Source organism: Mesorhizobium sp. L103C105A0, assembly GCF_000502215.1.
In the GTDB taxonomy this organism is placed as follows: Bacteria; Pseudomonadota; Alphaproteobacteria; order Rhizobiales; family Rhizobiaceae; genus Mesorhizobium.
In genome coordinates this window covers 614,213-640,155 of sequence record NZ_AYXF01000003.1, presented here as the reverse complement: position 1 = coordinate 640,155, position 25,943 = coordinate 614,213, and the positions used below count along the sequence as shown (strand labels likewise).

16 protein-coding genes and 1 pseudogene are annotated in these 25,943 nt (G+C 63.5%); 11 read left to right on the top strand and 6 right to left on the bottom strand.

The window, feature by feature from the left end; genetic code table 11:
* Positions 1-47 precede the first annotated feature (47 nt).
* Together hutC and X727_RS151105 are read right to left on the bottom strand one after the other, a co-directional pair.
* The gene (hutC, locus tag X727_RS151100; RefSeq protein ID WP_023743657.1) at positions 48-788 is read right to left on the bottom strand and encodes a histidine utilization repressor; all 741 of its coding nucleotides are present in this window, start codon (positions 786-788) and stop codon (positions 48-50) included.
* Positions 785-2,137, bottom strand: a complete 1,353-nt coding sequence (locus tag X727_RS151105; RefSeq protein WP_023734214.1) for a formimidoylglutamate deiminase — start codon at positions 2,135-2,137, stop codon at positions 785-787. The genes hutC and X727_RS151105 overlap by 4 nt, the downstream gene beginning before the upstream one ends.
* 88 nt (positions 2,138-2,225) lie before the next feature.
* On the opposite strand from X727_RS151105, the gene hutI reads away from it, so the two are divergent.
* The 10 genes from hutI (at position 2,226) to X727_RS151155 (ending at position 22,570) form a co-directional block, all read left to right on the top strand.
* A complete protein-coding gene (gene hutI, locus X727_RS151110; RefSeq protein ID WP_023834283.1) occupies positions 2,226-3,461 on the top strand; it encodes an imidazolonepropionase in 1,236 nt (411 codons plus the stop codon).
* Positions 3,458-4,996: a histidine ammonia-lyase gene (gene hutH / locus X727_RS151115; RefSeq protein WP_023739266.1), complete on the top strand. Its 1,539-nt coding sequence runs from the start codon at positions 3,458-3,460 to the stop codon at positions 4,994-4,996. The genes hutI and hutH overlap by 4 nt, the downstream gene beginning before the upstream one ends.
* Before the next feature lies 1 nt (position 4,997).
* Positions 4,998-5,810: an N-formylglutamate deformylase gene (gene hutG, locus X727_RS151120; protein WP_023739267.1), complete on the top strand. Its 813-nt coding sequence runs from the start codon at positions 4,998-5,000 to the stop codon at positions 5,808-5,810.
* Positions 5,811-5,835: 25 nt separating this feature from the next.
* On the top strand, positions 5,836-7,509 hold the full coding sequence (hutU, locus tag X727_RS151125) for a urocanate hydratase (RefSeq protein ID WP_196814993.1): 1,674 nt from the start codon (positions 5,836-5,838) through the stop codon (positions 7,507-7,509).
* A gap of 12 nt (positions 7,510-7,521) precedes the next feature.
* Positions 7,522-8,100, top strand: coding sequence for a HutD family protein (locus X727_RS151130; protein ID WP_023739269.1), 579 nt, complete (start codon positions 7,522-7,524; stop codon positions 8,098-8,100).
* Between the two features lie 312 nt (positions 8,101-8,412).
* Positions 8,413-16,992, top strand: coding sequence for a glucoamylase family protein (locus tag X727_RS151135; protein WP_023834282.1), 8,580 nt, complete (start codon positions 8,413-8,415; stop codon positions 16,990-16,992).
* 344 nt (positions 16,993-17,336) lie between these two features.
* Entirely contained in the window at positions 17,337-19,109 is a 1,773-nt protein-coding gene (locus X727_RS151140) for a glucan ABC transporter ATP-binding protein/ permease (RefSeq protein WP_023672897.1), read from the top strand.
* Between the two features lie 175 nt (positions 19,110-19,284).
* Positions 19,285-20,037, top strand: coding sequence for a heme ABC transporter permease (locus X727_RS151145; RefSeq protein WP_023682911.1), 753 nt, complete (start codon positions 19,285-19,287; stop codon positions 20,035-20,037).
* Between the two features lie 194 nt (positions 20,038-20,231).
* Positions 20,232-20,903, top strand: a complete 672-nt coding sequence (locus X727_RS151150; RefSeq protein WP_023834281.1) for an outer membrane beta-barrel protein — start codon at positions 20,232-20,234, stop codon at positions 20,901-20,903.
* 77 nt (positions 20,904-20,980) lie between these two features.
* Positions 20,981-22,570, top strand: coding sequence for a sulfotransferase (locus X727_RS151155; RefSeq protein WP_023834280.1), 1,590 nt, complete (start codon positions 20,981-20,983; stop codon positions 22,568-22,570).
* A gap of 47 nt (positions 22,571-22,617) precedes the next feature.
* Here the strand turns inward: X727_RS151155 and X727_RS151160 are convergent, their stop codons facing one another.
* The 3 genes and pseudogenes from X727_RS151160 to X727_RS151165 all read right to left on the bottom strand — a co-directional run bounded on the left by X727_RS151160 (position 22,618) and on the right by X727_RS151165 (position 24,339).
* Positions 22,618-22,914, bottom strand: a complete 297-nt coding sequence (locus X727_RS151160) for an addiction module antidote protein (protein ID WP_023824557.1) — start codon at positions 22,912-22,914, stop codon at positions 22,618-22,620.
* Positions 22,907-23,211: pseudogene (locus X727_RS1000000166470) on the bottom strand (type II toxin-antitoxin system RelE/ParE family toxin). Before X727_RS1000000166470 ends, X727_RS151160 begins: the two are co-directional and overlap by 8 nt.
* A gap of 69 nt (positions 23,212-23,280) precedes the next feature.
* Positions 23,281-24,339, bottom strand: coding sequence for a D-TA family PLP-dependent enzyme (locus X727_RS151165; RefSeq protein ID WP_023834279.1), 1,059 nt, complete (start codon positions 24,337-24,339; stop codon positions 23,281-23,283).
* Between the two features lie 150 nt (positions 24,340-24,489).
* Between X727_RS151165 and X727_RS151170 the strand changes: the two genes are divergently transcribed.
* A complete protein-coding gene (locus X727_RS151170; protein ID WP_023834278.1) occupies positions 24,490-25,176 on the top strand; it encodes a D-lyxose/D-mannose family sugar isomerase in 687 nt (228 codons plus the stop codon).
* A gap of 306 nt (positions 25,177-25,482) precedes the next feature.
* Here X727_RS151170 and X727_RS151175 read toward each other — a convergent pair whose 3' ends face one another.
* The gene (locus X727_RS151175; protein WP_155921574.1) at positions 25,483-25,917 is read right to left on the bottom strand and encodes a hypothetical protein; all 435 of its coding nucleotides are present in this window, start codon (positions 25,915-25,917) and stop codon (positions 25,483-25,485) included.
* Between the last annotated feature and the right edge of the window lie 26 nt (positions 25,918-25,943).

Genomic DNA, 25,943 nt, shown 5'->3' with positions numbered 1-25,943 from the left:
CCCGCTGCTTCGCAGCGACCCTCCCCACAAGGGGGAGGGTAAAGGAGCTACCCCTGCGAAGGCTTGAACCTCGCCACCAACGTGTGGCTCTCCGCGGCGTAGGTGAACCTCACCTGCGTCACCGGGTGCTCGGCGCTCCAGGTTCGGCGCTCGACCACCAGGCAGGGCGCGCCGGTTGCGATGTCGAGCGCTTCGGCAATATGTCTGTCGGCCGCGACCGCGCGGATACGGTGCTCTGCCTCGCTCCATGGCACGCGGCCGATCAGCCAAGGGCCGGGGGCGATGTCGAGAAACTCCTCCTCGGCGGCTTCCGCGACGGCGGCGAGATTGATCAGCCGCTGTTCGTGCGCGAATGGCCGCTTGCCGGCGAAATGCCGGCATTCAAGCGCCAGCACCTGTCCGGCTGCGTCCAGTTCCAGCAAGGCGCGATCCTCGGCGCTGCTGCGCCTTTTCTGCCGCGCCAAGCGCTCGTAACGATAAGCTAGGCCAAGCGACTCAACCTCGATCCTGATGTCGTGGATTTCCAGCACCGCGGCCTGCGACTGCGGCTGGCGGACAAAGCTGCCCGAACGGCGGCGGCGCTCTATCAGCCCGGCCTTGGCCAGTTGCGACAGCGCCTTGTTCACTGTCATGCGCGAGCAATTGTATTCGGCCGTCAACTCGTGCTCGAACGGGATGCGGTGACCCGGCGCCCAGGCGCCGGACATTATTTTCTCGCTGATGTCGGACAGGATGCGCTGGTGCAGCGAACCGCCGCCTTCCACCGCCGCTGTCTCTGATATGCTCATGCCGAAAGCGCCGTCATCACATGGCGAAAGCGCTCGGCGATCGTCTCACGCGCTGCATGCCGGCCGCCGCTGACTTGTTTTTTTCCGTGCACCCAGACGCAATCGACCTTGCCGCCATTGGCAAAGATCCAGGCGTCGAGGATCGCATCGCCACTTTTTCCGGCCAGCGAAGGATGGTTTTCGTCGAGTGAGACGAAATCGGCTGCGGCACCGGCGGCGATCCGCGACGGGCCGGCGCCGAGTGCAGTGCTGCCGCCATCGCGGGCCGCGTCGAACAGAGCCCGCCCGGTCGAGCCGCCGGCCACCGCCAGCACATTGCGGGCGCGGTGTGCGAGGCGCTGCGAATATTCGAGCTGGCGCAATTCATCCGGCAGGCCGATCAGCACGTTGGAATCCGAGCCGACGCCGAAGCGGCCGCCATGTTCGATGAACAGAGGTGCTGAAAAGGTGCCGTCGCCGAGATTGGCCTCGGTGATCGGGCAAAGCCCGGCAATGGCGCCGCTTCTGGCCATGCCGGTTGTCTCATCCTCGGTCATGTGGGTGGCGTGGATCAGGCACCAACGCTTGTCGATCCCGGCATTGGCGAGCAGCCATTCGACCGGTCGCGCACCCGACCACGCCAGGCAATCCTCGACCTCCTTCACCTGCTCGGCGACGTGGATGTGGATCGGTCCGTCCGGCGCAATGGCGGCAACAGCGCTGAGTTCCTCCGGCGTCGCGGCGCGCAGGCTGTGCGGGGCGACGCCAACGACAGCCTGATTCAACGCACGAACCGATTCGCGGCTTTTCTCAAGCAAGCGTTCGAACCGATTCACATTATTGATGAATCGCCGCTGGCCTTCGTTGGGCGCAGCGCCGCTGAAGGACGAATGGGCATAAAACACCGGCAGCAGCGTCAGGCCGATCCCGGTTTCGCCGGCGGCCGCGGCAATACGTTCGGCCATCTCGGCAAGGTTGGCATAGGGTTTTCCGTCGCGATCGTGGTGGAGATAATGAAATTCGCCGACGCGCGAGAATCCCGCCTCCAGCATTTCGACATAAAGCTGGGCGGCGACCGCCTCGACCTGGTCCGGCGTCATCGACAGCGCGAAGCGGTACATCACCTCGCGCCAGCTCCAGAAGCTGTCGGCGGAGGGACCGCGCAGTTCGGCAAGCCCGGCCATGCCGCGCTGGAAGGCGTGGCTGTGCAGGTTCGGCATGCCGGGCACCAGAATGGCGTGGCGTTCGTCACCGCTCCGCGGTGAAGAACCTGGCTCCACCTTCGCGATCTGACCGCCGCTCAGCGAGATCCGCACCTTGTCATGCCAGCCATCGGCCAGCAGCACCTGTTCCGCAAAGATCGCCGTCACGTTTTTCTCCGCATTCCATCAACAATGCACTTGCAGCGCGTTTCAATATGTATATACATAATCGCCATCCAAGCAACGGAAAAAGATGATGGCGGCACAAGACAAAAGCCGGGCAGGGGGCCTTCAGCTTTGGCGTAATGCGCGCCTGGCGACCATGGCCGAAGGCGTTGCCGGACTGGGCATTGTCGACAAGGGCGCGATCATCGCCCGTGACGGCGTCATCGTCTATGCCGGTCCGGAAGCCGAGATGCCGTCAGCGTTGGCTCAGGGCGGCGAGACTACCGATTGCGAAGGCCGCTGGATTACGCCCGGCCTGATCGACTGCCACACCCATCTCATCCATGCCGGCAACCGTGCCAACGAGTTCGAGATGCGGCTGGCCGGCGCCAGCTATGAGGAAGTCGCCCGTGCCGGCGGCGGCATCGTCTCCTCGGTCAAATCCCTGCGTGCCGCGAGCGAAGACGAACTGGTTGCGCAGACTCTCCCGCGCCTTGACGCGCTGATGGCCGAGGGCGTCACCACGGTAGAGGTAAAGTCGGGTTACGGGCTCGATCTCGGAAATGAACGGAAGTCGCTTCGCGCCGCGCGGCAACTGGACAAGCAACGCCGGGTCACGGTCCGCACCACCTTCCTCGGCGCGCATGCGCTGCCGCCGGAAGCAAAAGGCGACAAGGACGCTTTTGTCGATCTCGTCGCCAACACCATCCTCCCCGCAATCGCCGCCGAGGGCCTGGCTGACGCCGTAGACGGCTTTTGCGAGGGCATTGCCTTTTCGCCGGAACAGATTGCCCGCGTCTTCGACAAGGCCAAGGCGCTTGGCCTGCCGGTCAAACTCCATGCCGACCAGCTGTCCAATTTGCATGGCGCCGAACTCGCCGCCCGTTATGGTGCGCTGTCGGCAGACCATCTCGAATACACCGATGAAGCAGGTGCCGCAGCCATGGCCAAGGCCGGCACCGTGGCGACGATCCTACCCGGCGCCTACTATTTCATCCGCGAAACCAGGAAGCCGCCGATCGGCCTGTTTCGCCAGCACGGCGTCAAGATGGCGGTCGCCACCGACAACAATCCCGGGACGTCGCCGCTGACCTCGCTGCTTCTGACCATGAACATGGCCGCGACGCTTTTCGACCTGACCGTCGAGGAGTGCCTGGCCGGCACCACTCGCGAGGCTGCCCGTGCGCTGGGATTGCTCGGCCAGACCGGCACGCTTGAAGCAGGGAAATCCGCCGACCTGGCGATCTGGGACATCGAGCGTCCGGCCGAACTCGTCTACCGCATGGGCTTCAACCCGCTCCATGCCCGCATCTGGAGAGGACAATGACCGAACTTAACCTGAAGCCCGGCAATGCATCGCTGGCCGACTGGCGCACCATCTATCGTGGCGCCGTGCCGAAGCTCGACGCTGCCTGCCGTCCGAAGATCAAGGCCAGCGCCGAGGCTGTCGCCCGTATTGTCGCCAAGGGTGAGCCGGTCTATGGCATCAACACCGGCTTCGGCAAACTGGCCAGCGTCCGCATTCCGGCCGCCGATTTGGAAACCCTGCAACGCAACATCGTTTTGTCGCATGCCGCCGGCGTCGGCGAGCCGATGCCGGTCGCTGTGGTTCGGTTGATGATGGCGCTGAAGCTGGCCAGCCTGGCGCAGGGCGCGTCGGGCGTGCGGCCGCAAACCATCGAATTGCTGGAAGCGATGCTGGTCAACGACGTCATCCCCGTCGTGCCGGCGCAGGGCTCGGTCGGCGCCTCCGGAGATCTCGCGCCGCTGTCGCACATGACGGCGGTGATGATCGGCGTCGGCGAATGCTTTACACCGCATGGCCGCTTCCCGGCCAAGGTCGCTTTCGTCTCGCACGGCCTGGAGCCGGTGACGCTTGGCGCCAAGGAAGGCCTGGCGCTGCTCAACGGCACGCAGTTCTCCACCGCCTATGCGTTGGCCGCTCTCTTCGAGGCCGAAGTGCTTTACCAGTCGGCGCTGGTCGCCGGGGCGCTGTCGACCGACGCCGCCAAGGGCTCGGATGCACCCTTCGATCCGCGCATCCATCTCCTCAGAAAACACCCGGGCCAGATCGAGACGGCGGCAGCGCTGCGCAATCTGATGTCCGGCAGCGCCATCCGTGAATCGCACCGCGTCGGCGATGAGCGCGTGCAGGATCCGTACTGCCTGCGCTGCCAGCCGCAGGTGATGGGTGCTGCACTCAGCGTGCTGCGCCAGGCTGCCGATACGCTCGGCACCGAGGCCAATGGCGTCACCGACAATCCGCTGATCTTCGCCGAGGACGATACTGCGCTTTCAGGCGGCAATTTCCACGCCGAGCCGGTGGCTTTCGCCGCCGACATGATCGCGCTCGCCGTCTGCGAGATCGGCTCGCTGTCGGAACGCCGCATCGCCATGCTGGTGGACCCGGCGCTGTCCGGCATGCCGGCATTCCTGACGCCGAAGCCCGGCCTGAACTCCGGCTTCATGATCCCGCAGGTGACGGCGGCGGCACTCGTTTCCGAAAACAAGCAGAAGGCCTATCCCGCGAGCGTCGATTCCATCCCGACCTCGGCCAACCAGGAAGACCACGTCTCGATGGCCGCACATGGCGCGCGCCGGCTGATCGGCATGGTCGAGAATGCGACAGCCGTCATCGGCATCGAACTCTTGGCCGCCGCGCAGGGCTGCGATTTCCATGCACCGCTGGCGTCGAGCGCGGCCCTTGAAGCCGTGCGCAAACTGGTCCGCGCAGAAGTGCCGCATCTCGACAACGACCGACATTTCCATCCCGATATGGAAAAGGCCATCGCCATGGTGCGCAGCGGCGCTGCCATCAAGGCTGCCGGCGCGGTGACACTGCCTTCGATTTCGGGAGTCTGACATGGCCGACTGGCTGACAGTGACGGAAGGCACGGCACCCCTGTTGGTGTCCATCCCGCACACGGGTATCGATCTCGCCGGCATCGACAATCGGCTGGTCTCGCCCTGGCTCGGCCGCCGCGATTGCGACTGGTGGATCGACAATCTCTACGATTTTGCCGCCGGCCTTGGCGCGACTGTCGTGCACACGTCGATCTCGCGCACCGTCATCGACGTCAACCGCGATCCTTCCGGCGCCTCGCTCTATCCCGGGCAGACGACAACGACGCTATGCCCGACCGAGACCTTCGACGGCGATCCGCTGTATTTGCCCGGCGCGGAACCGACGCCGTCGGAGATCGATCAACGCCGCATAGCGTATTTCGTGCCCTACCATGAAATGCTGGCGGCTCAGTCCGTCAGGCTGCGCGGCCTGCATGAGAAGGTCGTCATTTACGATTGCCACTCGATCCGGTCGGTGCTGCCGCGCCTGTTCTACGGCACGCTGCCGGTGTTCAATCTCGGCACCAATGACGGCCAGACCGCGGATCCTACGCTGCAGGCGCTGGTTGGCCAGATCATGGCCGAGAGCGGTGAAAGCAATGTCATCAACGGCCGTTTCAAGGGTGGCTGGATCACCCGCTATTTCGGCAATCCGCAAGGCGGCTACCATGCGCTGCAGATGGAACTTGCCGATCGCGGCTATTTGCGCGAGCCCGAGGGCAAGGGCGAACCGGACAATTGGCCGGTGCCTTATGATGCCGAGTTCGCCGCGCCGATGCGCGCCACACTGACGAAAATCCTCCAATCCGCCATTGACTGGGCCGGGCGCTGAGACGCCGCCTTACTCCAAAGGGACAATGATGAACAATCCTCGCCACAACATCCGCGAAGTGCGCGCGCCCCGCGGCGACAAGCTCAACGCCAAATACTGGACGACCGAAGCGCCGCTGCGCATGCTGATGAACAACCTCGATCCCGATGTCGCCGAAAACCCCAATGAGCTCGTTGTCTATGGCGGCATCGGCCGGGCCGCGCGCACCTGGAACGATTTCGACAGCATCGTCGCCTCGTTGAAGACCCTCAATGAAGACGAGACGCTGCTGGTCCAGTCCGGCAAGCCGGTCGGCGTCTTCCGGACGCACACCGATGCGCCGCGCGTGCTGATCGCCAACTCCAACATCGTGCCGCATTGGGCGACCTGGGATAAATTCAACGAGCTCGATAAAAAAGGCCTGATGATGTACGGCCAGATGACGGCCGGCTCCTGGATCTATATCGGCACGCAAGGCATCGTGCAGGGCACTTACGAGACCTTCGTCGAAGCCGGCCGCCAGCACTACAATGGCAACCTTACGGGCAAATGGATCCTGACCGGCGGCCTCGGCGGCATGGGCGGCGCCCAGCCGCTTGCCGCCGTCATGGCCGGCGCCTGCTGCCTCGCCATCGAATGCAATCCGGACTCGATCGATTTCCGGCTGCGCACCCGCTATGTCGACGAGAAGGCCGAGACGCTCGATGAAGCGATGGAAATGATCGGGCGCTGGACCAAGGCCGGCGAGGCGAAGTCGGTCGGCCTGCTCGGCAATGCGGCCGACATCGTGCCGGAAATGTTCAAGCGGGGCATCCGCCCCGACATGGTCACCGACCAGACCTCGGCGCATGACCCGATTAACGGCTATCTGCCCAAGGGCTGGACGATGGCTGAGTGGCGCGAGAAGCGCGTCTCCGATCCCAAGGCTGTCGAGAAGGCCGCCCGCGCCTCAATGCGCGAGCATGTCGAGGCGATGGTCGCGTTCTGGAATGCCGGCGTGCCGACGCTCGACTATGGCAACAACATCCGCCAGGTCGCCAAGGACGAAGGCTTCGAGAACGCCTTTGCTTTCCCGGGTTTCGTGCCGGCCTATATAAGGCCGCTGTTCTGCCGTGGCATCGGCCCGTTCCGCTGGGCTGCTCTTTCGGGCGATCCCGAGGATATCTACAAGACGGACGCCAAGGTGCGCGAACTCACCCCCGGCAACACCCATCTGCACAACTGGCTGGACATGGCACGTGAGCGCATCGCCTTCCAGGGCCTGCCGGCGCGCATCTGCTGGGTCGGCCTCGGCGACCGCCACAGGCTGGGCCTCGCCTTCAACGAGATGGTGGCCAGGGGCGAACTCAAGGCGCCCGTCGTCATCGGCCGCGACCACCTCGATTCCGGCTCGGTGGCTTCGCCCAACCGCGAGACGGAAGCGATGAAGGACGGCTCCGACGCCGTCTCCGACTGGCCGCTGCTCAATGCGTTGCTCAACACCGCGTCGGGCGCAACCTGGGTGTCGCTGCATCATGGCGGTGGCGTCGGCATGGGCTTCTCGCAGCATGCCGGCATGGTCATCGTCGCCGACGGCACGCCGGACGCCGCAAGGCGCCTGCAGCGCGTGTTGTGGAACGATCCGGCGACCGGCGTCATGCGCCACGCCGATGCTGGCTACGACATCGCCATCGAGTGCGCGAAGGAGCACCAGCTCAATCTGCCCGGTATTTTAGGCTGATTGGCTTAAATGATGCGCATCCTACGGGCCGCCGACTACCGCGTCATGCCGTGGAAGAATGGCGGCGGCACGACCACCGAGATCGCCGTCTCGCCGGACGGCGTCGGGCTGGACGATTTCGACTGGCGCGTTTCGATGGCGCGAGTCGAGGGCAGCGGCCCGTTCTCGGGCTTTGCCGGCGTCGACCGCACGCTTGCCGTGCTGGAAGGCGAGGGTATCGTGCTTGATATTGCCGGCCGTCCGCCGGCCGAAGTGACGGCGGCTTCCGCCCCGCTGTCCTTCCCGGCCGATGTGCCGACCACGGCCGCGCTGATCTCCGGTGCGATCACCGACCTCAACGTCATGACCCGCCGCGGGCGGGCAACGCACTCGGTCCAGCGTCTGATGGTTTCGGTTCCGACCGATATCCGGCCGACCAGCGCTATGACCCTGATCCTGCCGTTCGACGGTGAGGTCGGCGTGACCGGCGCGACATCGTCGCGCCTTGGACCTCGCGACACGCTGTTGCTCGGACCGCAGGCCGCGAAACTGCGGCTTGAACCGGTGCGGCCGACGACCGTGTTCGTCATCCGGATAGCCAGCCTGGGCTAGCCGCACCGCCAGCACAACGATTAACGCCTGTTGCCAAACATGATCGCACGCCGGAGAAATCTGGCGTAAGCTGTTGTCTGGATCACGAAAAAGCCCGAATCCTTCCGTCGTTCCAAGGCGGACGGAGGGCAGGGGTGCTCGTCCTTGAGTTGTCGAAAGCCCCGCTTAAAATGTCGAAGGGATAACGCCTCTGGCGTGGTGCGAAGCAAAACTTTCGGCCAGTGTAATCATGCAACCAATTGCATTTGAATCGGTTTTAGGGACATTGCCGTGGCGGTGGCGCCGCATCGCGTCCCCCATGCGGAATTTTCAATGAATATCCAGACAAATCCTGCCCAAATCGAAAAGTCCAGCGCCGGCTTCCCGGTCATCACCGAAGAGCCGATACGCTCCAATTTCCTGCCCGAAGAGCGGCTGCGCGCGCTGGGCGAAAGCCTCGCCAACGGCGACATCAAGGACCTGTTCGGCCTGACGCCGTTCGATTTCCAGGCCCGCATCCGCGACAGCGCCAAGAAAATCCTCGAAGTCTACCGCTCGACCAATGCCGCCCAGGCCAAGGGCGAAACCATCACGCCTGCCGCGCAATGGCTGCTCGACAACAATTATCTCGTCGAGGAGACCATTTTTCAGGTGAAGCGCGACCTGCCGCGCCGTTTCTACCGGCAGTTGCCGACCCTGGAAGTGGCCAACCGCGCCGCGGTGCCGCGCGCGCTGGCCCTGGCCTGGAGCTATGTCGCCCATTCCGACAGTTCGGTTTCGGCGACCATGTTCAAATCCATCGTCGAGGGTTTTCAGTCGGTCGAGCCGCTCAAGATCGGCGAATTGTGGGCGCTGCCGTCGCTGCTGCGCTTCGTTTTGATCGAGAATCTGCGCCGCATCGCCGTGCGCGTCGACCGCACCAGGCAGATGCGCCATATCGCCAACGAGGTCGCCGACCGCGTGCTGGCGACCGACGACAATGCAGACCGCCGGAAGATCCTGTCGGGCTACGGCGCGCATGCGCAGGACACCACCTTCGCCACCCAGTTGCTCTACCGCCTGCGCGACGGCTCGCAGAATGCCGGCAGGGCGCTGGAATGGCTGGAGGTCGAGCTCGAGAAAACCGGCTCCGACGCCGAGGAAATCATCATTTCCGAGCATCGCACGCTGTCCAGCGGCAATGTCACCACCGGCAACATCATCCGCGGCCTGCGCCTCATCAACGACGTCGACTGGACGGTGTGGTTCGAGGGCGTCAGCCGCATCGACACGCTGTTGCGCGAGCGCACCGATTTCGCCGCGCTCGATTTCTTTTCGCGCGACCAGTACCGCACGTCGATCGAGCAACTGGCGCGCCGCTCCGACCTGTCCGAATTCCGTGTCGCCGAAAAGGCCATCGATCTGGCCAGCCATGTTCCCGGGGTCACCGATGCCTCCGGCGTGCCGGATGCATCAGCCGATCCGGCCATGCATACCGATGTCGGCTTCTTCCTGGTCGGCCCGCGCCGGCCGGATCTGGAAAAGGCGATCGGCTATCGGCCGCCCTTCCATGTGACCTTCAAGCGCGCCTTCACCGCCACGGGCTGGCTCGGCATCGTTGTGCCGGTCTTCCTGCTGACGGTGCTACTGCTGGTTGTCTCCGGCAATGCGCTTGCCCATCTCGGCCTGTCGGTGGAATCCATCACGCTGATGCTGGCGCTGTTTGCGGTGCCTGCCAGCGAAGGCGCGCTCGCCTTCTTCAACACCGTTGTTTCACTGTTCCTGAAGCCGACGCGGCTCGTCGGCTATGACTACAAGCACGGCATTCCGGCGGCATCACGCACCTTGGTCGTGGTGCCGTCGCTGATCGGCTCGCGCGATGATGTCGAGGAAAACATCCGCAACATCGAGGTGCATCACCTCGCCAACACGGCCGAAGAAATCCATTTCGCGCTGCTGTCCGACTGGCCGGATTCCAAGACCGAGATCGACGCCGCCGACATCGAGATCCTGCAATATGCGCGCGACGAGATCGCCAGGCTCAATGCCCGTTATCCCTCGGAAGGCGCGCCGCGTTTCTATATCCTGCATCGCCGCCGGCTCTACAACCAGGCGCAGGGCGCCTGGATGGGCTGGGAGCGCAAGCGCGGCAAGCTGCATGAGCTGAACCTTCTCTTGCGCGGCGACAGCGACACCACCTTCCTGCCGCTCGACGTGCCGCTGCCGGAAAAGGTCGTCTATGTCATGACGCTCGACGCCGACACGCGCACCACGCGCGACGCCGTGTCGTCACTGGTCGGCAAGCTCGCCCATCCGCTCAACCGCCCGCATTTCGACGCGACAAAGCGCGTCGTTACCGCCGGCTACACCATTCTGCAGCCGCGCATCACAGCCTCGCTCACCAGCGGCGACGACGCTTCTTTCTTCCAGCGCGTCTTCTCGTCCAACAGCGGTCTCGATCCTTACGTCTTTGCCGTCTCAGATCTCTACCAGGACGTCTTCAGCGACGGCTCCTTCACCGGCAAGGGCCTTTATCACGTCGACGCTTTCGAGGCGGCGCTGCAGGGCCGCATCGAGGAAAACACCGTCCTCAGCCACGATCTGCTCGAAGGTGCGTTGGCGCGCGCAGCACTTGTCACCGACGTCGAACTGGTCGAGGACTATCCTACCCGCTACTCGGTCGACGCCTCGCGCCACCACCGCTGGGCGCGCGGCGACTGGCAGCTGCTGCGCTTCATCTTCTCGCCGCGTTCCGGCGTGCCGGCGCTGTCGCGCTGGAAGATGGTCGACAATCTGCGCCGCTCGCTGACCCCGATCTTCTGGGTGATGGCGGCGATCGCCGGCTGGACGCTGCTGCCCTTCACACAGGCCGCGCAGTGGCAGGCGCTGCTGATCCTGTCGCTGTTCATGGCGCCGACCTTCGATGTCGTCAACGCGATCCTGCCCAAGAGCGGCGACCAGACGCCGCGCGGCCATTTCTCCGCACTGGCGCACGACACCGTCTTCGGCACGGCGCTTGTGGCGCTGAAAGTGCTGTTGATGGCGCACAATGCCTGGATGATGGGCGACGCCATCGTGCGCACGCTCTACCGCCTGTTCGTCAGCCGCCAGAACCTGCTGGAATGGCGCACCGCGTCGCAGGCGCACAAGGGCGGCGACAACGATATCGGCTCCTATTACAGCATGATGTATGGCGCCGTGATCATCGGCGCCGTCGGTCTCGCTATCCCTGTGCTGGCCGATTCCACCGGTGCCTTCGTCGCCTTCTTCTTCGCTCTGTTCTGGATCGGTTCGCCGGCGGTTGCCTGCTGGATCAGCCGCTCGGCCGAGACCGAGGACCGCCTGCGCATATCGCAGGCCGACATCCACGCGCTGCGCACCGTGGCGCGCCGCACCTGGCATTATTTCGAAACCTTCGTCACGGCCGAGCACCACAATCTGCCGCCCGACAATTTCCAGGAAAGCCCGGCGCCGGTTGTGGCGCCGCGGACGTCGCCGACCAATATCGGCGTCTACCTGCTGTCGGTGGTGTCGGCACGCGATTTCGGCTGGATTGCGCTCTCCGACGCCATCACCCGGATCGACGCCACGATGACGACCATCGAGAGCATGCCGCGCAACCGCGGCCACCTCTTCAACTGGTACGACACCACGACGCTCAAACCGCTCTATCCGCTCTACATCTCCGCCGTCGACAGCGGCAATCTCGCCGGACATCTGGTCGCGGTGGCGGCTGCCTGCGCCGAATGGGCGGAAGCCCCGTCCGTTCACCTGCAGGGCGATTTCGAAGGCGTCCTCGACACGGTGAGCATCCTCGACGAGAGCCTCGAGGAATTGCCTGACGACCGCCGGCAACTGCGGCCGTTGCGCCAGCGTCTGGCCGATCGCCTCGATGGCATGCGGCGCGCCGTCATGACCATCAAGGCGCAGCCGGAGATGGCCTCGATCCGCACCATTAACCTGGCCGTGCTTGCCGGTGAGATCCGCAAGCTCGCCACCGCCATCCACACCGAGGCCGGATCGCAGCGCAGCGACATTATCGCCGACTGGGCGGCACGGCTGGAAGCGACCTGCGAGGCGCATGTGCATGACTCGCACAGCGACGAAAACGCCGTCGAAGCCTTGCGCGCCAAGCTGCTGGCGCTGCGCGAACGCTGCCGCCGCTATGCCTTCGAGATGGATTTCTCTTTCCTGATGCGTCAGGAGCGCAAACTGCTCTCGATCGGCTACCGGGTCGAGGAGCACCAGCTCGATGAGAGCTGCTACGATCTGCTCGCCTCCGAGGCGCGGCTGACCAGCCTGTTCGCCATCGCCAAGGGTGACCTGCCGACGGAGCATTGGTTCCGGCTTGGAAGGCCGATCGTCGAGATCGGCTTCCAGGGTGCGCTGATGTCCTGGTCGGGCTCGATGTTCGAGTATCTGATGCCGCCTTTGGTGATGAAGGAGCCGCAGGGCTCGATCCTCAACCAGACCAGCAAGCTGATCATCAAGCGCCAGATCCAGTACGCGCGTTCGAAGAACGTGCCCTGGGGCATTTCGGAAGCGGCCTACAACGCCCGCGACCGCGAACTGACCTACCAGTATACCAATTTCGGCGTGCCCGGACTTGGTCTCAAGCGCGGCCTTGGCCAGAACACGGTGATCGCGCCTTACGCCACGATCCTCGCGGCGCAGTTCACACCGCGCGAATCCGTCCAGAATCTGGCCAGGCTGCGCTCCATCGGCGCTCTCGGCCGGCATGGCTTTTATGACGCCGTCGACTTCACGCCGCAGCGCGTGCCGGAAGGCACCGACCATGCCGTTGTCCTGAACTACATGGCGCATCACTCCGGCATGTCGATCGCCGCCGTTGCCGACGCCATCTTCGAGGGCAGGCTGCGCGACCGCTTCCACAGCGATCCGGTGATCGAGTCTGCCGAACTCCTGCTGCAGGAGAGGGCGCCGCGCGACATCCCGACCGCCACGGTCAGGACCGAAGCCGACGAGCGCTCGAAGGACGAGACCGAGGTCGAGAGCCCGGATTCGCGCATCGTCCTCGACCCGCTGAGGGCGTTGCGCGCCACCAGCGTCATGTCCAATGGCCGCTACTCCGTCATGGTCTCGGCCACCGGTTCCGGTTACAGCCGCTGGGGCGAACTCGCCGTCACCCGTTGGCAGCCCGATCCGACCGAAGACCGGCTCGGCTCCTACATCTTCCTGCGCGACGCCGGCAGCGGCGACTGGTGGTCGGCCACCGCAGAGCCGAAGCAGGCGACCGGCGAGAGAGTGCAGACGCTGTTTTCCGACGACAAGGCGAGCTTCGTCAAAACAGTGGGCTCGCTGCGTTCGGAGGTCGAATGCATCGTCATCTCGGAAGGCAATGGCGAGGGACGGCGCGTCACGCTCTACAACGACGGCGCCACTGACCGGCATATCGAGGTGACCTCCTTTGCCGAGCTGGTGCTGGGTAACGAAGCCTCCGACAATGCCCATCCTGCGTTCTCGAAAATGTTTATCGAGACCGAGATCGCTGCCAACAACGGTGCCATCTTTGCCACCAGGCACAAGCGCGACAAGCACGAGCCTGACGTCACCATGGTGCATTTCGTCACCGATCCGTCCGGGTCGGCGCGCGATGCCGAGGCCGAAACCGACCGCCGTGCCTTCATCGGCCGTGGCCGTACCATCGCGGAAGCGGCGGCCTTCGATCCCGGCGCCAAGCTTGGCGGTCACCACGGCTTCACCCTCGATCCGGTAGCGGCCCTGCGCCGCCAGGTGCGGGTGCCGGCCAACAAGAAGATATCGCTGACCTTCTGGACCGCCGTCGGCGCCAACCGCGCCGAACTTGACGAGGCCATCGCCAGGCTCGACCATCCCGAAAGTTTTGCCCGCCAGGCGATGCTTGCCTGGACGCGTTCGCAGGTGCAGACCCGCCATCTTGGTCTCAGCCTGACCGACGCCGCCAATGTGCAGAAGCTGGCGCGTTTCCTGATCTATCCCGATCCGTTCCTGCGCCTGCCCGGCGAATCCATCGCTTCGGGGCTGGGCAAGCAGTCCAGCCTGTGGCCGACCAGCATTTCGGGCGATTTCCCGATCTTCCTGGTCCGCATCGGCGACGTGGCCGACCTCGAAATTGTCGCCCAGGCGCTGCGCTTCCAGGAGTATATGCGCGCCCGCGGCATGATGATCGACTTCGTGGTCGTCAACGAGCAGGCATCGTCCTATGTCCAGGACCTGCAGCGCGCGGTCGAGACGCTGTGCGAAAACAGCCGCCTGCGCGGCAAGGAACTCGGGCCGCGCCAGCACATCTTCGCCGTGCGCCGCGACCTGATGGACGAGGCGACGTACAAGACGCTGCTGGCGGTTGCCCGCGTGGTTCTGCACACCCGCAACGGCACCATCTTCGACCAGATCGAACGCGCCGAGGCGGCAGCCTTGCAAGCACGCGATGCCCTGCAGCCGGTGGCCCCCGCGTCGCTGCGCGAGCCGTCTCTGCCGGTGCCGGCGGCGCCTGCATACCATGCCGCGTCCGACAGCAGCGCCGACGGCAGCGGCCTCAGCCAATGGAACGGCTTTGGCGGTTTCGAGGGCGACGGCCGCCACTATGTCACCCGCCTTGCCGGGCGGCGCTCGACGCCGCAGCCCTGGATCAACGTCGTCTCGAACGCCTCGTTCGGATTCCATGTCTCGGCCGAAGGCGCTGCCTTCACCTGGAGCCGCAACAGCCGCGATTACCAGCTGACGCCATGGTCGAATGATCCGGTCACCAACCGGCCGGGCGAGGGCATCTACATCTACGATCAGGCCAGCGGCAAGGCATTCTCGCCGCTGGCTGCCGTGGTCCGCGATCCCTCGATGACCTATGAGACATGGCACGGCCAGGGCTTCTCCACCTTCCGGTCCAAACGCGGCCCGCTGTCGATGGATCTGACGCACGTCGTCGATCCCGTCGATCCAGTGAAGATCACGCGGCTGCGCATCCAGAACTCAGGCTCGGGGCCGGCGCGGCTGCGCGTCTATGCCTATGCCGAATGGGTTCTCGGCAGCCATCGCTCGAGCACTGCTGCGACCATCATCCCGTCCAGGGATCCAGCGACCGGCGCGCTTCTGGCGCAAAACCCCTACGGTCTCGATTTCGGCGACCGGGTGGCCTTCCTGGCCGCCACCGGTCCGGTGCATTCGGTGACAGCCGATCGTGGCGAGTTCATCGGCAGGCACGGCACCAGCGCCTTCCCGCACACTGTCGTCAGCGGCGCCGGCCTGTCGGGCCGCGTCGAGGCCGGCGACGATCCGTGCGCAGCTGTCGCCAGCGACATCGACATCCCTGCCGGCGGCGACGTCACGCTGGTCTGGCTGCTTGGCGACGCCGCTACATCAGCCGAAGCGAGCGCGTTGGTGCAGACCCATTCGGGCAAGGATTTCGACCAGCGGCTGGCCGATAATGAACGCGTCTGGCGCGGCTTCCTCGACACCATCCAGGTCGAGACGCCCGACAAGGCGCTCGACGCCATGGTCAATCACTGGCTGCCCTATCAGAGCCTGGCCTGCCGCATCCGCGCCCGCTCGGCCTTTTATCAGGCAAGCGGCGCCTTCGGCTTCCGCGACCAGCTGCAGGACACGCTGGCCCTGCTTGCGCATGATCCGAAACTGGCGCGCGACCAGATCCTCAATGCGGCGCGCCGGCAGTTCCCCGAAGGCGACGTCCAGCATTGGTGGTTGCCGCGCACCGACGCCGGCGTGCGCACCATGATCTCCGACGATGTGGTCTGGCTGGCGCATGCCACCAATCGCTACATCGAGGTGACCGGCGATACAGGGATCCTGAAGGAGCAGCTGCCTTTCATCGACGGGCAGGTGTTGGGCGAGGGCGAGCACGACGCCTTCTTCACGCCGGAAATCTCCAAGACGAACGCTTCGCTTTACGACCATTGCGCGCGCGCGCTCGACCTTGCGATCAAGCGCAGCAGCCCGGCCGGGCTGCCGCTGATCCTCGGCGGCGACTGGAACGACGGCATGAACCGCGTCGGCGAAGCCGGCAAGGGGGAGAGTGTCTGGCTCGGCTGGTTCCTTTTGAAGACGCTGGGCGACTTTACCACCGTGGCCAAGGGGCAGGGCGACACCAAGCGGGCGCAGGCCTGGACAAAACACGCCGATGTGCTGAAGCGGGCGCTGGAAAGCACCGCCTGGGACGGCCAGTGGTATCGCCGCGGCAGCTACGATGACGGCACGCCGCTTGGCTCGCACAATTCGGACGAGTGCAAGATCGACTCCATCGCGCAGTCGTGGAGCGTGCTCTCCGGCGAGGGCGACCCCGCGCGCTCGACCACGGCGATGCAGCAGGCGACGAACCTGCTGGTCGACGACAAGCTCAAGATCGTCAAACTGTTTACCCCGGCCTTCCAGAACACGAGAAAGGACCCTGGTTACATCAAGAGTTATCCGCCGGGCGTGCGCGAGAACGGCGGCCAGTACACCCATGCGGCGACCTGGTTCGTGATCGCGCTCGCCGAAATGGGCCGCTCCGACGATGCCTATCGCTGCTTCTCGATGCTGAACCCGGTCAACCATGCGCTCGACGATGCATCGGCCGAGCATTATCGCGTCGAGCCGTACGTCGTCGCCGCCGACATCTATTCCGGTGAGGACAAGGGCGGTCGCGGCGGCTGGACCTGGTATACGGGCTCAGCGGGATGGCTCTACCGTGCTGCGGTCGAAGGAATTCTGGGCATTGAGCGGCGGGGCAAGCAGATCACGTTCCGGCCGAAACTGCCCAGCCATTGGGACGGCTATTCTGCCACGCTGAAGATGCTGGGGTCGGAGATCAAGGTTCGCGTCATCCGCGACAAAAAGGCCAAATCCATCTCGCTCGAAGTCAATGGAACCAAGACAAAGTCTTCCGGTTTTCAGCCGAAAGCCGGCGACAAGACCGAGGTGGTCGTCAAGATACCCGCGTAAAATCAAAGGCTTCAGGTTATTGACGCGCGCCTTTCGAGGCGCGCGTTTTCTACTTCGGCATGCTCCTGGCGAAGAACGGCGTGCCTTCCCGGATACCGGCGGTCCAAGCGTGCAGTGACTAAAAATGTGGCAGCGCCAGATGCTGCCATGATTTTGCCGCAAGACTGACATTTCACCTTTTATCTCAAACCGTTAGGTGATCACGGCAGATTTCGCAACGTCGTCATCTTTTGTTCGCAGAATGGGAACGGAAGAGGTAGACGGGCATTGTTTTGCGACCCGTTAACCGGTACGTGTCAAGAAATGGTGCGGTGCACAATAATGTTTTGGGCGGAGTAGCTGAAGTGTCACTTCTGCAAATCTACTGGAGAGCGCTGGGTTATCTCGCAGCCGACAGGAAGCGCGTTGCGTTTATCTGCGGTGCGAATGTCGCGCTCGCCATTATCGCCATCCTCGAGCCGATCATGTTCGGCCGGGTAATCGACGCCATCTCCGATAAGGGTTCGGTGTTTTCGACGCTGGCGCTGTGGGCCGGTCTCGGCGCCTTTAACATCGTCGCCTTCGTGCTGGTGGCGCGCGGCGCCGACCGTTTTGCCCACAAGCGGCGCAGCGAGGTGCTGTGCCAGTCGTTCGAGCGCGTGATCACCATGCCGCTCGCCTGGCACCACCAGCGCGGCACCTCCAACGCGCTGCACACGCTGCTGCGCGCCGTCGAGACGCTGTTCAGCCTGTGGCTTGAATTCATGCGCCAGCATCTGTCGACGGCGGTTGCGCTGGCTCTGCTGATTCCGACCGCGATAAGCATGGATCTTCGCATGTCGCTGGTGCTAATGGCGCTGGGCGTTCTCTATGTCGGCATCGGCCGGCTTGTGATGAAGCGCACCAAGGCGGGCCAGGCCGCGGTCGAGCGCCACTACCATCAGGTCTTCGCGCATGTGACCGACTCGGTCAGCAATGTCGCCGTGCTGCAGAGCTACAACCGTCTCGGCCACGAGGCCGATACGCTGCGCCGCTATGTCAAGAACCTGCTCGACGCGCAGAACCCGGTGCTCGACTGGTGGGCGATGGCCAATGCGTTGCACCGCCTGTCGTCGACCATATCGATGATGGTTGTGCTTTTGATCGGCGCCTATCTGGTCACCCATGGCCAGCTCAAGATCGGCGACGTCATCGCCTTCACCGGCTTTGCCACGCTGCTGATTGCCCGCCTCGACCAGATGTCGGCTTTCGCCAACCAGATTTCGGAAGCCCGCGCCAAGCTCGAGGACTTCTATCACCTCGAGGATTCGGCCGCCGACTCCGCCGAGCCGGACGGCTTGCGCGACCTCACCAACGTCACCGGCCACGTCCGCTTCGAGAATGTCGGCTTCGAGTTTGCCAATTCGAGGCAGGGCGTCGACGACGTCTCCTTCGAAGTCCAGGCCGGGCAGACGGTTGCCATCGTCGGCCCGACCGGCGCCGGCAAGACGACGCTGATCAACCTCTTGCAGCGCGTCTTCTCGCCGTCTCATGGCCGTATCCTGATCGACGGCATCGACACCCGCACGGTGACCCGCAAGTCGCTGCGTCATTCGATCGCCACCGTCTTCCAGGATGCCGGCCTGCTCAACCGCTCGATCGAGGACAACATCCGCGTCGGTCGTGCCGAGGCGACTTATGACGAGGTTCACGCCGCCGCCAATGCGGCTGCCGCGCAGGATTTCATCCTTGCCAAGAGCGCCGGCTATGACACCGTCGTTGGCGAGCGCGGCGGCCAGCTTTCAGGCGGCGAGCGTCAGCGCATCGCCATTGCCCGCGCCGTGCTCAAGGACGCACCGATCCTGGTGCTCGACGAGGCAACGAGCGCGCTCGATGTCGAGACCGAGGACCGCGTCAAGGAAGCCATCGACGAACTGAGGCGCAACCGCACCACCTTCATCATCGCCCACCGCCTGACCACCGTCCGCGACGCCGACCTGGTCGTGTTCATGGACAAGGGCAAGGTGGTCGAGATGGGCGGCTTCGCCGAACTGTCGCTGCGCAATGGCCGTTTCGCCAGCCTGCTGCGCGCCGGCGGCCTGCTCAACGACGAGGAAGTCCGCCGCCTCAGCCGCACCGTGAATATCGAAGCGGCGTAGCTTTTTTACCTCCCCCTTGTGGGGAGGTCGGACCCGTAGGGTCCGGGTGGGGGTAGTGCCCCCNCCCCCCCCCACCCCGCTGCTTCGCAGCGACCCTCCCCACGAGGGGGAGGGTAAATAAGACTGCGACACTCCCTCGATTGCCCCGAACGCGCCGCCGGTCTATCTAGACCTTATGAGCGATACCTCCTCACGCCTCGCCGGCTGGACCGACCTCGCCAACCCCACGCGCTTTGTCGGGCTGGCCGATAGGCTGGTGCCGTGGCTGGCGTCGATCGCCGCGATCCTGCTCGCCATCGGTCTCTATATGAGCTTTGCCGCGCCTGAGGATTTCCAGCAGGGCATCACGGTGCGCATCATGTATATCCACGTGCCTTTCGCCTGGCTCGCCATGATGTGCTACACGGTGATGGCCGTCGCCGCGCTCGGCACGCTGGTCTGGCGCCATCCCTTGGCCGATGTCGCGCTGAAGTCGGCAGCCCCGATCGGCGCCACCTTCACCGCGCTTGCGCTGGTCACCGGCTCGATCTGGGGCAAGCCGATGTGGGGCACCTGGTGGGTCTGGGACGCCCGCCTGACCTCGGTCTTCATCCTGTTCCTGATGTATCTCGGCATCATCGCGCTGACGCGTGCGCTGGATGACGCCAGCCGCGCCGCCTGGGCCGCCGCCATCATCACGCTCGTCGGCTTCATCAACATCCCGATCATCAAATTCTCGGTCGACTGGTGGAACACGCTGCACCAGCCGGCCTCGGTGTTCCGGCTCGGCGGACCGACGATCGATCCCAGCCTGCTATGGCCACTGCTGGTGATGGCGCTCGGCTTCACCGTGCTGTTCTTCGCGCTGCATTTGACGGCGATGCGCACCGAAATCCGCCGCCGGCGGGTGATCGCCATGCGCAGGGTGGCGGCACGGCAGGCCGACTAGCGCGATTTTCAAAACCGAAGCCATACGCCTGCCGCCAAACATTAGCCTGTGCTGTTATGTTGCGGTGCAGCAACAAGAATTCTCAAAAGATTGTTCCCGACTTCGCTTGGCTCCTTGATCTCGTTTGCTTTCTTGACAGCTCAGCCGCGAAGCAAGAGTGATACCAGTCACTAGTTGTAGCGAGGGAATCGGCGATGAAACTGCGCTTGTTGGCTGGCGTCTCGACATTTGCATTGGCGCTTGGTTGGAGTTCGGCCTACGCCGCCGACGCGATTGTCGACGTTCCGAGGGCGGAGGATCTCTGGTACGTCACGCTCTTCGGCGGCGCCAGTTTCCCGAACCATGTGAAAACGGACTACAATGGTACTGGCTATTCAGTCGATCTTGATACCGGGTTCGTAATCGGCGGCGCTGTCGGTCGGCACATCAACGATGTGTTTCGTGTCGAAGGCGAACTGTCCTACGCGCGCTACAAGGCAAGCGAATACAGCTACACGGGCGTCGGCAACTATCCGGCTTCCGGCAATCTGTCGGCCACCTATCTTCTCGCCAACGTCTGGGCCGATGTTGCGCATTTTGGTGATGCCAAACTCTATGTCGGCGGCGGTCTCGGCGCGGCCTATGTTACCGCCGATACTCACTTTGATGGCCACGCCTTTGGATACGGGCCTGGCGGCTGGGGTTTCGCCGGCCAAGTGGGCGCCGGTGTTACCTACGCGGTAACGCAGAATGTCGACCTCGATTTCGGTTACCGCTTTAAGGCCGTGACAAGCGTGGATCTAGACGACAATGATGGCGGCGGCACATACGAGAACGCCAAATTGTACTCCCACAATCTCCAGCTTGGCGTAACCCTGAAGTTCTGATTGGTTCGTCGCAGGCCGCGACCGGGATTTGACGGATGCCGCTCTTGCCACGCCGGCAACCCCTGGGTCCGCCGGCAATGATCCCAGCTTCGCTGCCGACCGCCGGTGAGTCGGCGGAAAAGACATTGCAGCGCGGCATCGACCTGCAACGGCGCAAGCGTTTTCGCGAGGCCGAGTTCTGCTACCAGACGGTGCTTCGCACGCAGCCCAAAAATGCCATGGCGCTGAACCTGATGGGCACGCTGGCCATCGAGGCCGAGCATCATGCCGCCGCCATTGCCTATATGGAAAGGGCGGTCAAGCTCGAACCGGACAACGCCATCTTCCGCAACAATCTCGGCAATGCCTACAATGTCACCGGCAACGTCGACAAGGCGCGCAGACATCTGAGAAAGGCGATCGAGCTCGACGGAGGGCTCATCGAAGCGCTGTGCAATCTCGGCCGCTCCTACCGCAGCCAGCTCGAGGGCGACATTGCCGAAGGGTTCTATCGCCAGGCGCTGGCTATCGACGGCCAGTCGGTGATGGCACTTGCCGGTATGGGCGATTTGCTCACCGACATTGGCCGGCCGGCCGAGGCGGTCGAATGCTTCAGCAAGGCCCTTGCCATCGACCCGGGCCATGTCGAGGCGCTGGCTGGAATGGCGCTTGCGCGCCAGGCGGTCAAGGACGATCCGACGTTGCCTTTGGTGCTGAAACGCCTGGAATTGCCGACAACCACCGATCGCGAGCGGGTAGTGCTGCACCACGCCGCCGGCAAGATGCTCAACGATCAGCGCGAGTATAGCCCGGCCATCCGCCATTTCGCGAGGGCCAAGGCGATTTCCGGCAATGATTTCGACATCGACCGGCACACCCAGCTTTACGACAGCTTCATCGAGACCTTCGACGCTGGCTTCTTCAAGACGCGAGCCAGTTTGGGAAATCCATCCAGGCGCCCGGTCTTCATCGTCGGCATGCCCCGGTCGGGAACGACGCTGACCGAGCAGATATGCGCCAGCCATCGCGATATCCATGGCGCCGGCGAGTTGTCGACCATTCGGTCACTTGCCGGCGAACTTGGGTTCGACAAGCTCGACCCAGCCATTTTCACCAAGGGCATGGCGGCGCTCACTGCGGCCAAGGCCAAGGAGCTTGGATCGAAGTATCTCGACGATCTCAACAGACGCAACAGCAAGGCGCGGCTTGTCGTCGACAAGATGCCGCATAATTTCGAGCTGCTGGCCTTCATCAGCCTGATCTTGCCGAATGCCCGCATCATCCATTGCCGGCGTGACCCGATGGACAATTGCGCGTCCTGTTTCATGCATAACTTTTCCGAGGCGCACGGCTATAATGCCGATCTGACCAAGCTTGGGCAGTATTACCGGCAGTATGACCGCCTAATGCGCCATTGGGCCAAGGTCATCCCGCTGGATATCCACGACATACCCTACGAAGAAACGGTCGCCGATTTCGAAAATCGCGCCCGTGTATTGATCGGATTCCTCGGCGTCGAGTGGGACGATGCCTGCCTGCGTTTCAACGAAACCGAGCGCACGGTGCGGACGCCGAGCCGCTGGCAGGTGCGCCAGCCGATCTATTCATCCTCGGTCGAGCGCTGGAAGCTGTATGGCGACGCGCTGGATCCGCTGAAGGCGGCGCTGGGTCCGGTTTATCAGTCCTGATTTCAGTTGGCCCGAACAACCTCGCGCTCGACGCGCGCTGGCGTAGATTAGACATGAGTTGCATCGTGCTTTGGGGCCAAATGAAAGCCGAATGCTTTCATGACCGCCAGTGTGGTTTCCAGCGTAGGATTGCCGTTTTCGCTGAGCGAGGTATAAAGATGCTCGCGAGCCAAGCCGGTCTTTCTGGCAATGTTGCTCATCCCCTTGGCGCGGGCAACGACACCGAGGGCGGACGCGACGAATTTGGCGTCTCCGGTTTCCATTGCCTCTGCCAGAAACGCCTCGATTGCCGTATCGGAATCGAGCATTTCGGCGGGATCGAAATCATAGATTTTTTCAACCATTGTCGTCACTCCATTCTACGGCCAGGCGCTTTGCTGTCCGTATGTCGGTTTCTTGTGAACTTTTATCCCCGCCGCACAGGAGCAGGATGACCGTTTCACCGCGCTTGTGAAATAAACGCGATAGCCGGGCCCATAGTGAATGCGCAATTCACTGATGCCTTCACCCACTGGGGCCACGTCGCCGGGATTTCCTACAATCAAACGTTGCAGCCGAACGGCAATTGCCGCCTTGGCTCTTCCGTCTTTCAGCTTTTGGTGCCACCTCCGAAAGGTGGCTGTCTGCTTCAGGATTGCCATGGTGATTAGTAAGTTATAAATTACAATTCGTCAATGTCGAAAGAGGGCGAGCCTCCAAAACGAAAAGCCTCACTCCATCCGCCCACGCGCTTCCACCTTCAGCGTTTCCAACACCTTGTCACCGTCGATCAGATGCACCTGGTCGAACAGGTTGGTCACGACGCAGCAATGATCAGGCACCACGCGAACGCGTTCGCCGATGCGCAGGCTCGCGCCATTCGCAAGCGTGACCGTGCCATGTTCCTCGCTCAAGCTGGTGACGCGGGCGCCGGGCATGCCGAGCAGCTCGCCAAAATCGGCGAGCCCCAGCGTGTCGCTGGACAGCGCCTTGCTGCCGCTGTCGAGGATGGCGCGGGCCGGCGTCGGATGGCTGACCACGGTGGCGAGCACCGTCAGCGCACAATCGTCGAGCGTGCCGACGCCTTTGGCGACCTGATACCGGTCGAGGTAGATGTAGGTGCCGGGGCGGTATTCGGTCACCACGCTGTCCTCGCCCGAGCGCCACATGTCAGGCGTGCCGCCGCTGGAGATGCGATCGCAGGCGAGACCCGAGGCCGCGAGCGTTTGTTTGGCGCCGGCCAGCCAGGATTCAGCCTCGGCGGCGCGGCCGGCCGCGGGGTAGGTCATCAGCCCGCCGAAGGTGAGCCCCTTGGCTTGGTCGATCAACTTCGCCAGTGCCAGCGCCTCGGCGGCGCTTTGCACACCACAACGGCCCATGCCGGTGTCGCATTCGACCAGGACGGGCAGGGGGTGCTCTGCATCGGTGAAGGTGGCGGCGAGCCCTTCCAGCGTTTCGCGGCTGTCGGCCGTCACTGACAGTGTCACACGGCCATGCAGCGCCTTGAGGCGCTCCAGCTTGGCGCGGCCAAGGATGTTGTAGGGCAGAAAAATATCGGTCAGCCCGGCATCGGCCATCACCTCGGCTTCGCCGATCTTCTGGCAGGTGATGCCGACCGCACCTGCCGCCACCTGCTTCTTCGCCCAATAGGTCAGCTTGTGCGTCTTGATGTGCGGCCTGAGTTCTAGCCCGCGGCGGTCGGCATGCGCCTGCGCTCGTGCGATGTTGGCTTCGGCGCGGGCCGCGTCGATGAGGATCGCCGGCGTGTCGAGGTCGTCTATGCCTTGCATGAATGTCACCCTTGGAAATCTGGCTGGACTTATGGCCCCGATCCGCACGGATGTCATGGGGCCAGCATGCAGTTTGCGTCGACACCGCAGCGCTGTTCGGCTATGCGCTTCAGATAACTCCAGGGAACGCGACGCGAAGGGATCACGATCATGAAACGCTCCACCGTCAACGACATCATCCGCGATGCAGACGCCTTCATCCGCTCGTTCGGCTACATCATGCCGCCCTTCGCCTACTGGAGCCCGGAAGAGATGAAGGCGCGCAGGGCCGACTCCGCCGCCATTTTCACCTCGCGGCTCGGTTGGGACATCACCGATTACGGCCAGGAAAAATTCGACGAACTCGGCCTGTTCCTGTTCACCGTTCGCAACGGCGTCTATGCCGACATGAAGAAGGGCATGGGCATGCTTTATGCCGAGAAGATCATGATCTCGCGCAAGGATCAGTTGTCGCCGATGCACCGCCACAACATCAAGGCCGAGGACATCATCAACCGCGGCGGCGGTAAGCTCGTGCTTGAACTGTTCATGCACGATCGCGACGGCGGCATCGATCCGAAGGCCGAAGTGACGGTGCCGGTCGACGGCACCATCCACAGGCTGCCGGCAGGCGGGCTGTTGAAGCTCGACCCGGGCCAGAGCGTGACCCTGCTGCCCGGCGTCTGGCACGCCTTCTGGGCCGAGGGCAAGGACGTGCTGATCGGCGAGGTTTCCACCGTCAATGACGATCTCACCGACAACGTCTTCCGCGAACCGATCGGCCGCTTCTCCAACATCCACGAGGACGTTGCGCCGGTGCACCTGCTGGTGTCCGACTATGAAAAGTGGGTGGGGTAGGCGGCCTCGCCGCTTTTACTTCGTTTGATTGAGAAGTGCGCCCAGCCTGCGCACTTCGGCGATCAGGCGAGGCATGTCCTGCCGCGCCGCAGCCATGAAATCCTGGTCTTCGGCCGTGGCGCTGGCCATTTCGATATCGTCGCCGCGATCCGCGCCTTCGTCGGTTTGAATGAAATTCGATCCGCTCAGACCCTCGACCCATGAACTCCATGGGCCGGGCTGAGCTGCGGCAGCACGCGCGCCTCCATTTCCTGGAGTTCGAGCTCGGATGGAGAGGTGTTCATGGTGACCGATTACTCGACGCTGTTAACGACAAAGCGAAATGCACTCTCGAACAGCACGCCCGAGATCCTCTGGCGTATCTGTTGAAGACAAGATCGTGTCCAGCGGCACGGCACTCTCTCTGTTGACTTTGGCATAGGGGGTAAGTGTGAATTTGTCGTCCCTTCCCTGGTCGACCGACATCTGACGGGATTTCCGAAGGAGGGAGTTGTACGACTTGAAGCCGAACCGCGAAGCCGAGCTGTCAAGAAGAACCGTGTGTACGATGTCGTCGGGCACATCGCTGGCATAAGCACCAAGCGCGTTGAGTGTTGCTAGACCGATCTCTTTGTCGGAGACCGAAGGTAGCTCGCCAATCAAAATGACGGGACCTGCGAACTTCTCCCAGCCGTCGCGGGTGGTAGCCATCGGAATTGCAAACACACTTTTATCAACTATGTTCAGGAAGCAATGTCTCATGTATCGACTCCCATCTGAGGCACAGC

What these genes read in the sequence shown, in the direction of transcription:
- hutC (WP_023743657.1), bottom strand. Translation starts at nt 788, where the DNA reads ATGAGCATATCAGAGACAGCGGCGGTGGAAGGCGGCGGTTCGCTGCAC.
- hutI (WP_023834283.1), top strand. Translation starts at nt 2,226, where the DNA reads ATGGCGGCACAAGACAAAAGCCGGGCAGGGGGCCTTCAGCTTTGGCGT.
- hutH (WP_023739266.1), top strand. Translation starts at nt 3,458, where the DNA reads ATGACCGAACTTAACCTGAAGCCCGGCAATGCATCGCTGGCCGACTGG.
- hutG (WP_023739267.1), top strand. Translation starts at nt 4,998, where the DNA reads ATGGCCGACTGGCTGACAGTGACGGAAGGCACGGCACCCCTGTTGGTG.
- hutU (WP_196814993.1), top strand. Translation starts at nt 5,836, where the DNA reads ATGATGAACAATCCTCGCCACAACATCCGCGAAGTGCGCGCGCCCCGC.
- X727_RS151130 (WP_023739269.1), top strand. Translation starts at nt 7,522, where the DNA reads ATGCGCATCCTACGGGCCGCCGACTACCGCGTCATGCCGTGGAAGAAT.
- X727_RS151135 (WP_023834282.1), top strand. Translation starts at nt 8,413, where the DNA reads ATGAATATCCAGACAAATCCTGCCCAAATCGAAAAGTCCAGCGCCGGC.
- X727_RS151145 (WP_023682911.1), top strand. Translation starts at nt 19,285, where the DNA reads ATGAGCGATACCTCCTCACGCCTCGCCGGCTGGACCGACCTCGCCAAC.
- X727_RS151150 (WP_023834281.1), top strand. Translation starts at nt 20,232, where the DNA reads ATGAAACTGCGCTTGTTGGCTGGCGTCTCGACATTTGCATTGGCGCTT.
- X727_RS151155 (WP_023834280.1), top strand. Translation starts at nt 20,981, where the DNA reads ATGATCCCAGCTTCGCTGCCGACCGCCGGTGAGTCGGCGGAAAAGACA.
- X727_RS151160 (WP_023824557.1), bottom strand. Translation starts at nt 22,914, where the DNA reads ATGGTTGAAAAAATCTATGATTTCGATCCCGCCGAAATGCTCGATTCC.
- X727_RS151165 (WP_023834279.1), bottom strand. Translation starts at nt 24,339, where the DNA reads ATGCAAGGCATAGACGACCTCGACACGCCGGCGATCCTCATCGACGCG.
- X727_RS151170 (WP_023834278.1), top strand. Translation starts at nt 24,490, where the DNA reads ATGAAACGCTCCACCGTCAACGACATCATCCGCGATGCAGACGCCTTC.
- X727_RS151175 (WP_155921574.1), bottom strand. Translation starts at nt 25,917, where the DNA reads ATGAGACATTGCTTCCTGAACATAGTTGATAAAAGTGTGTTTGCAATT.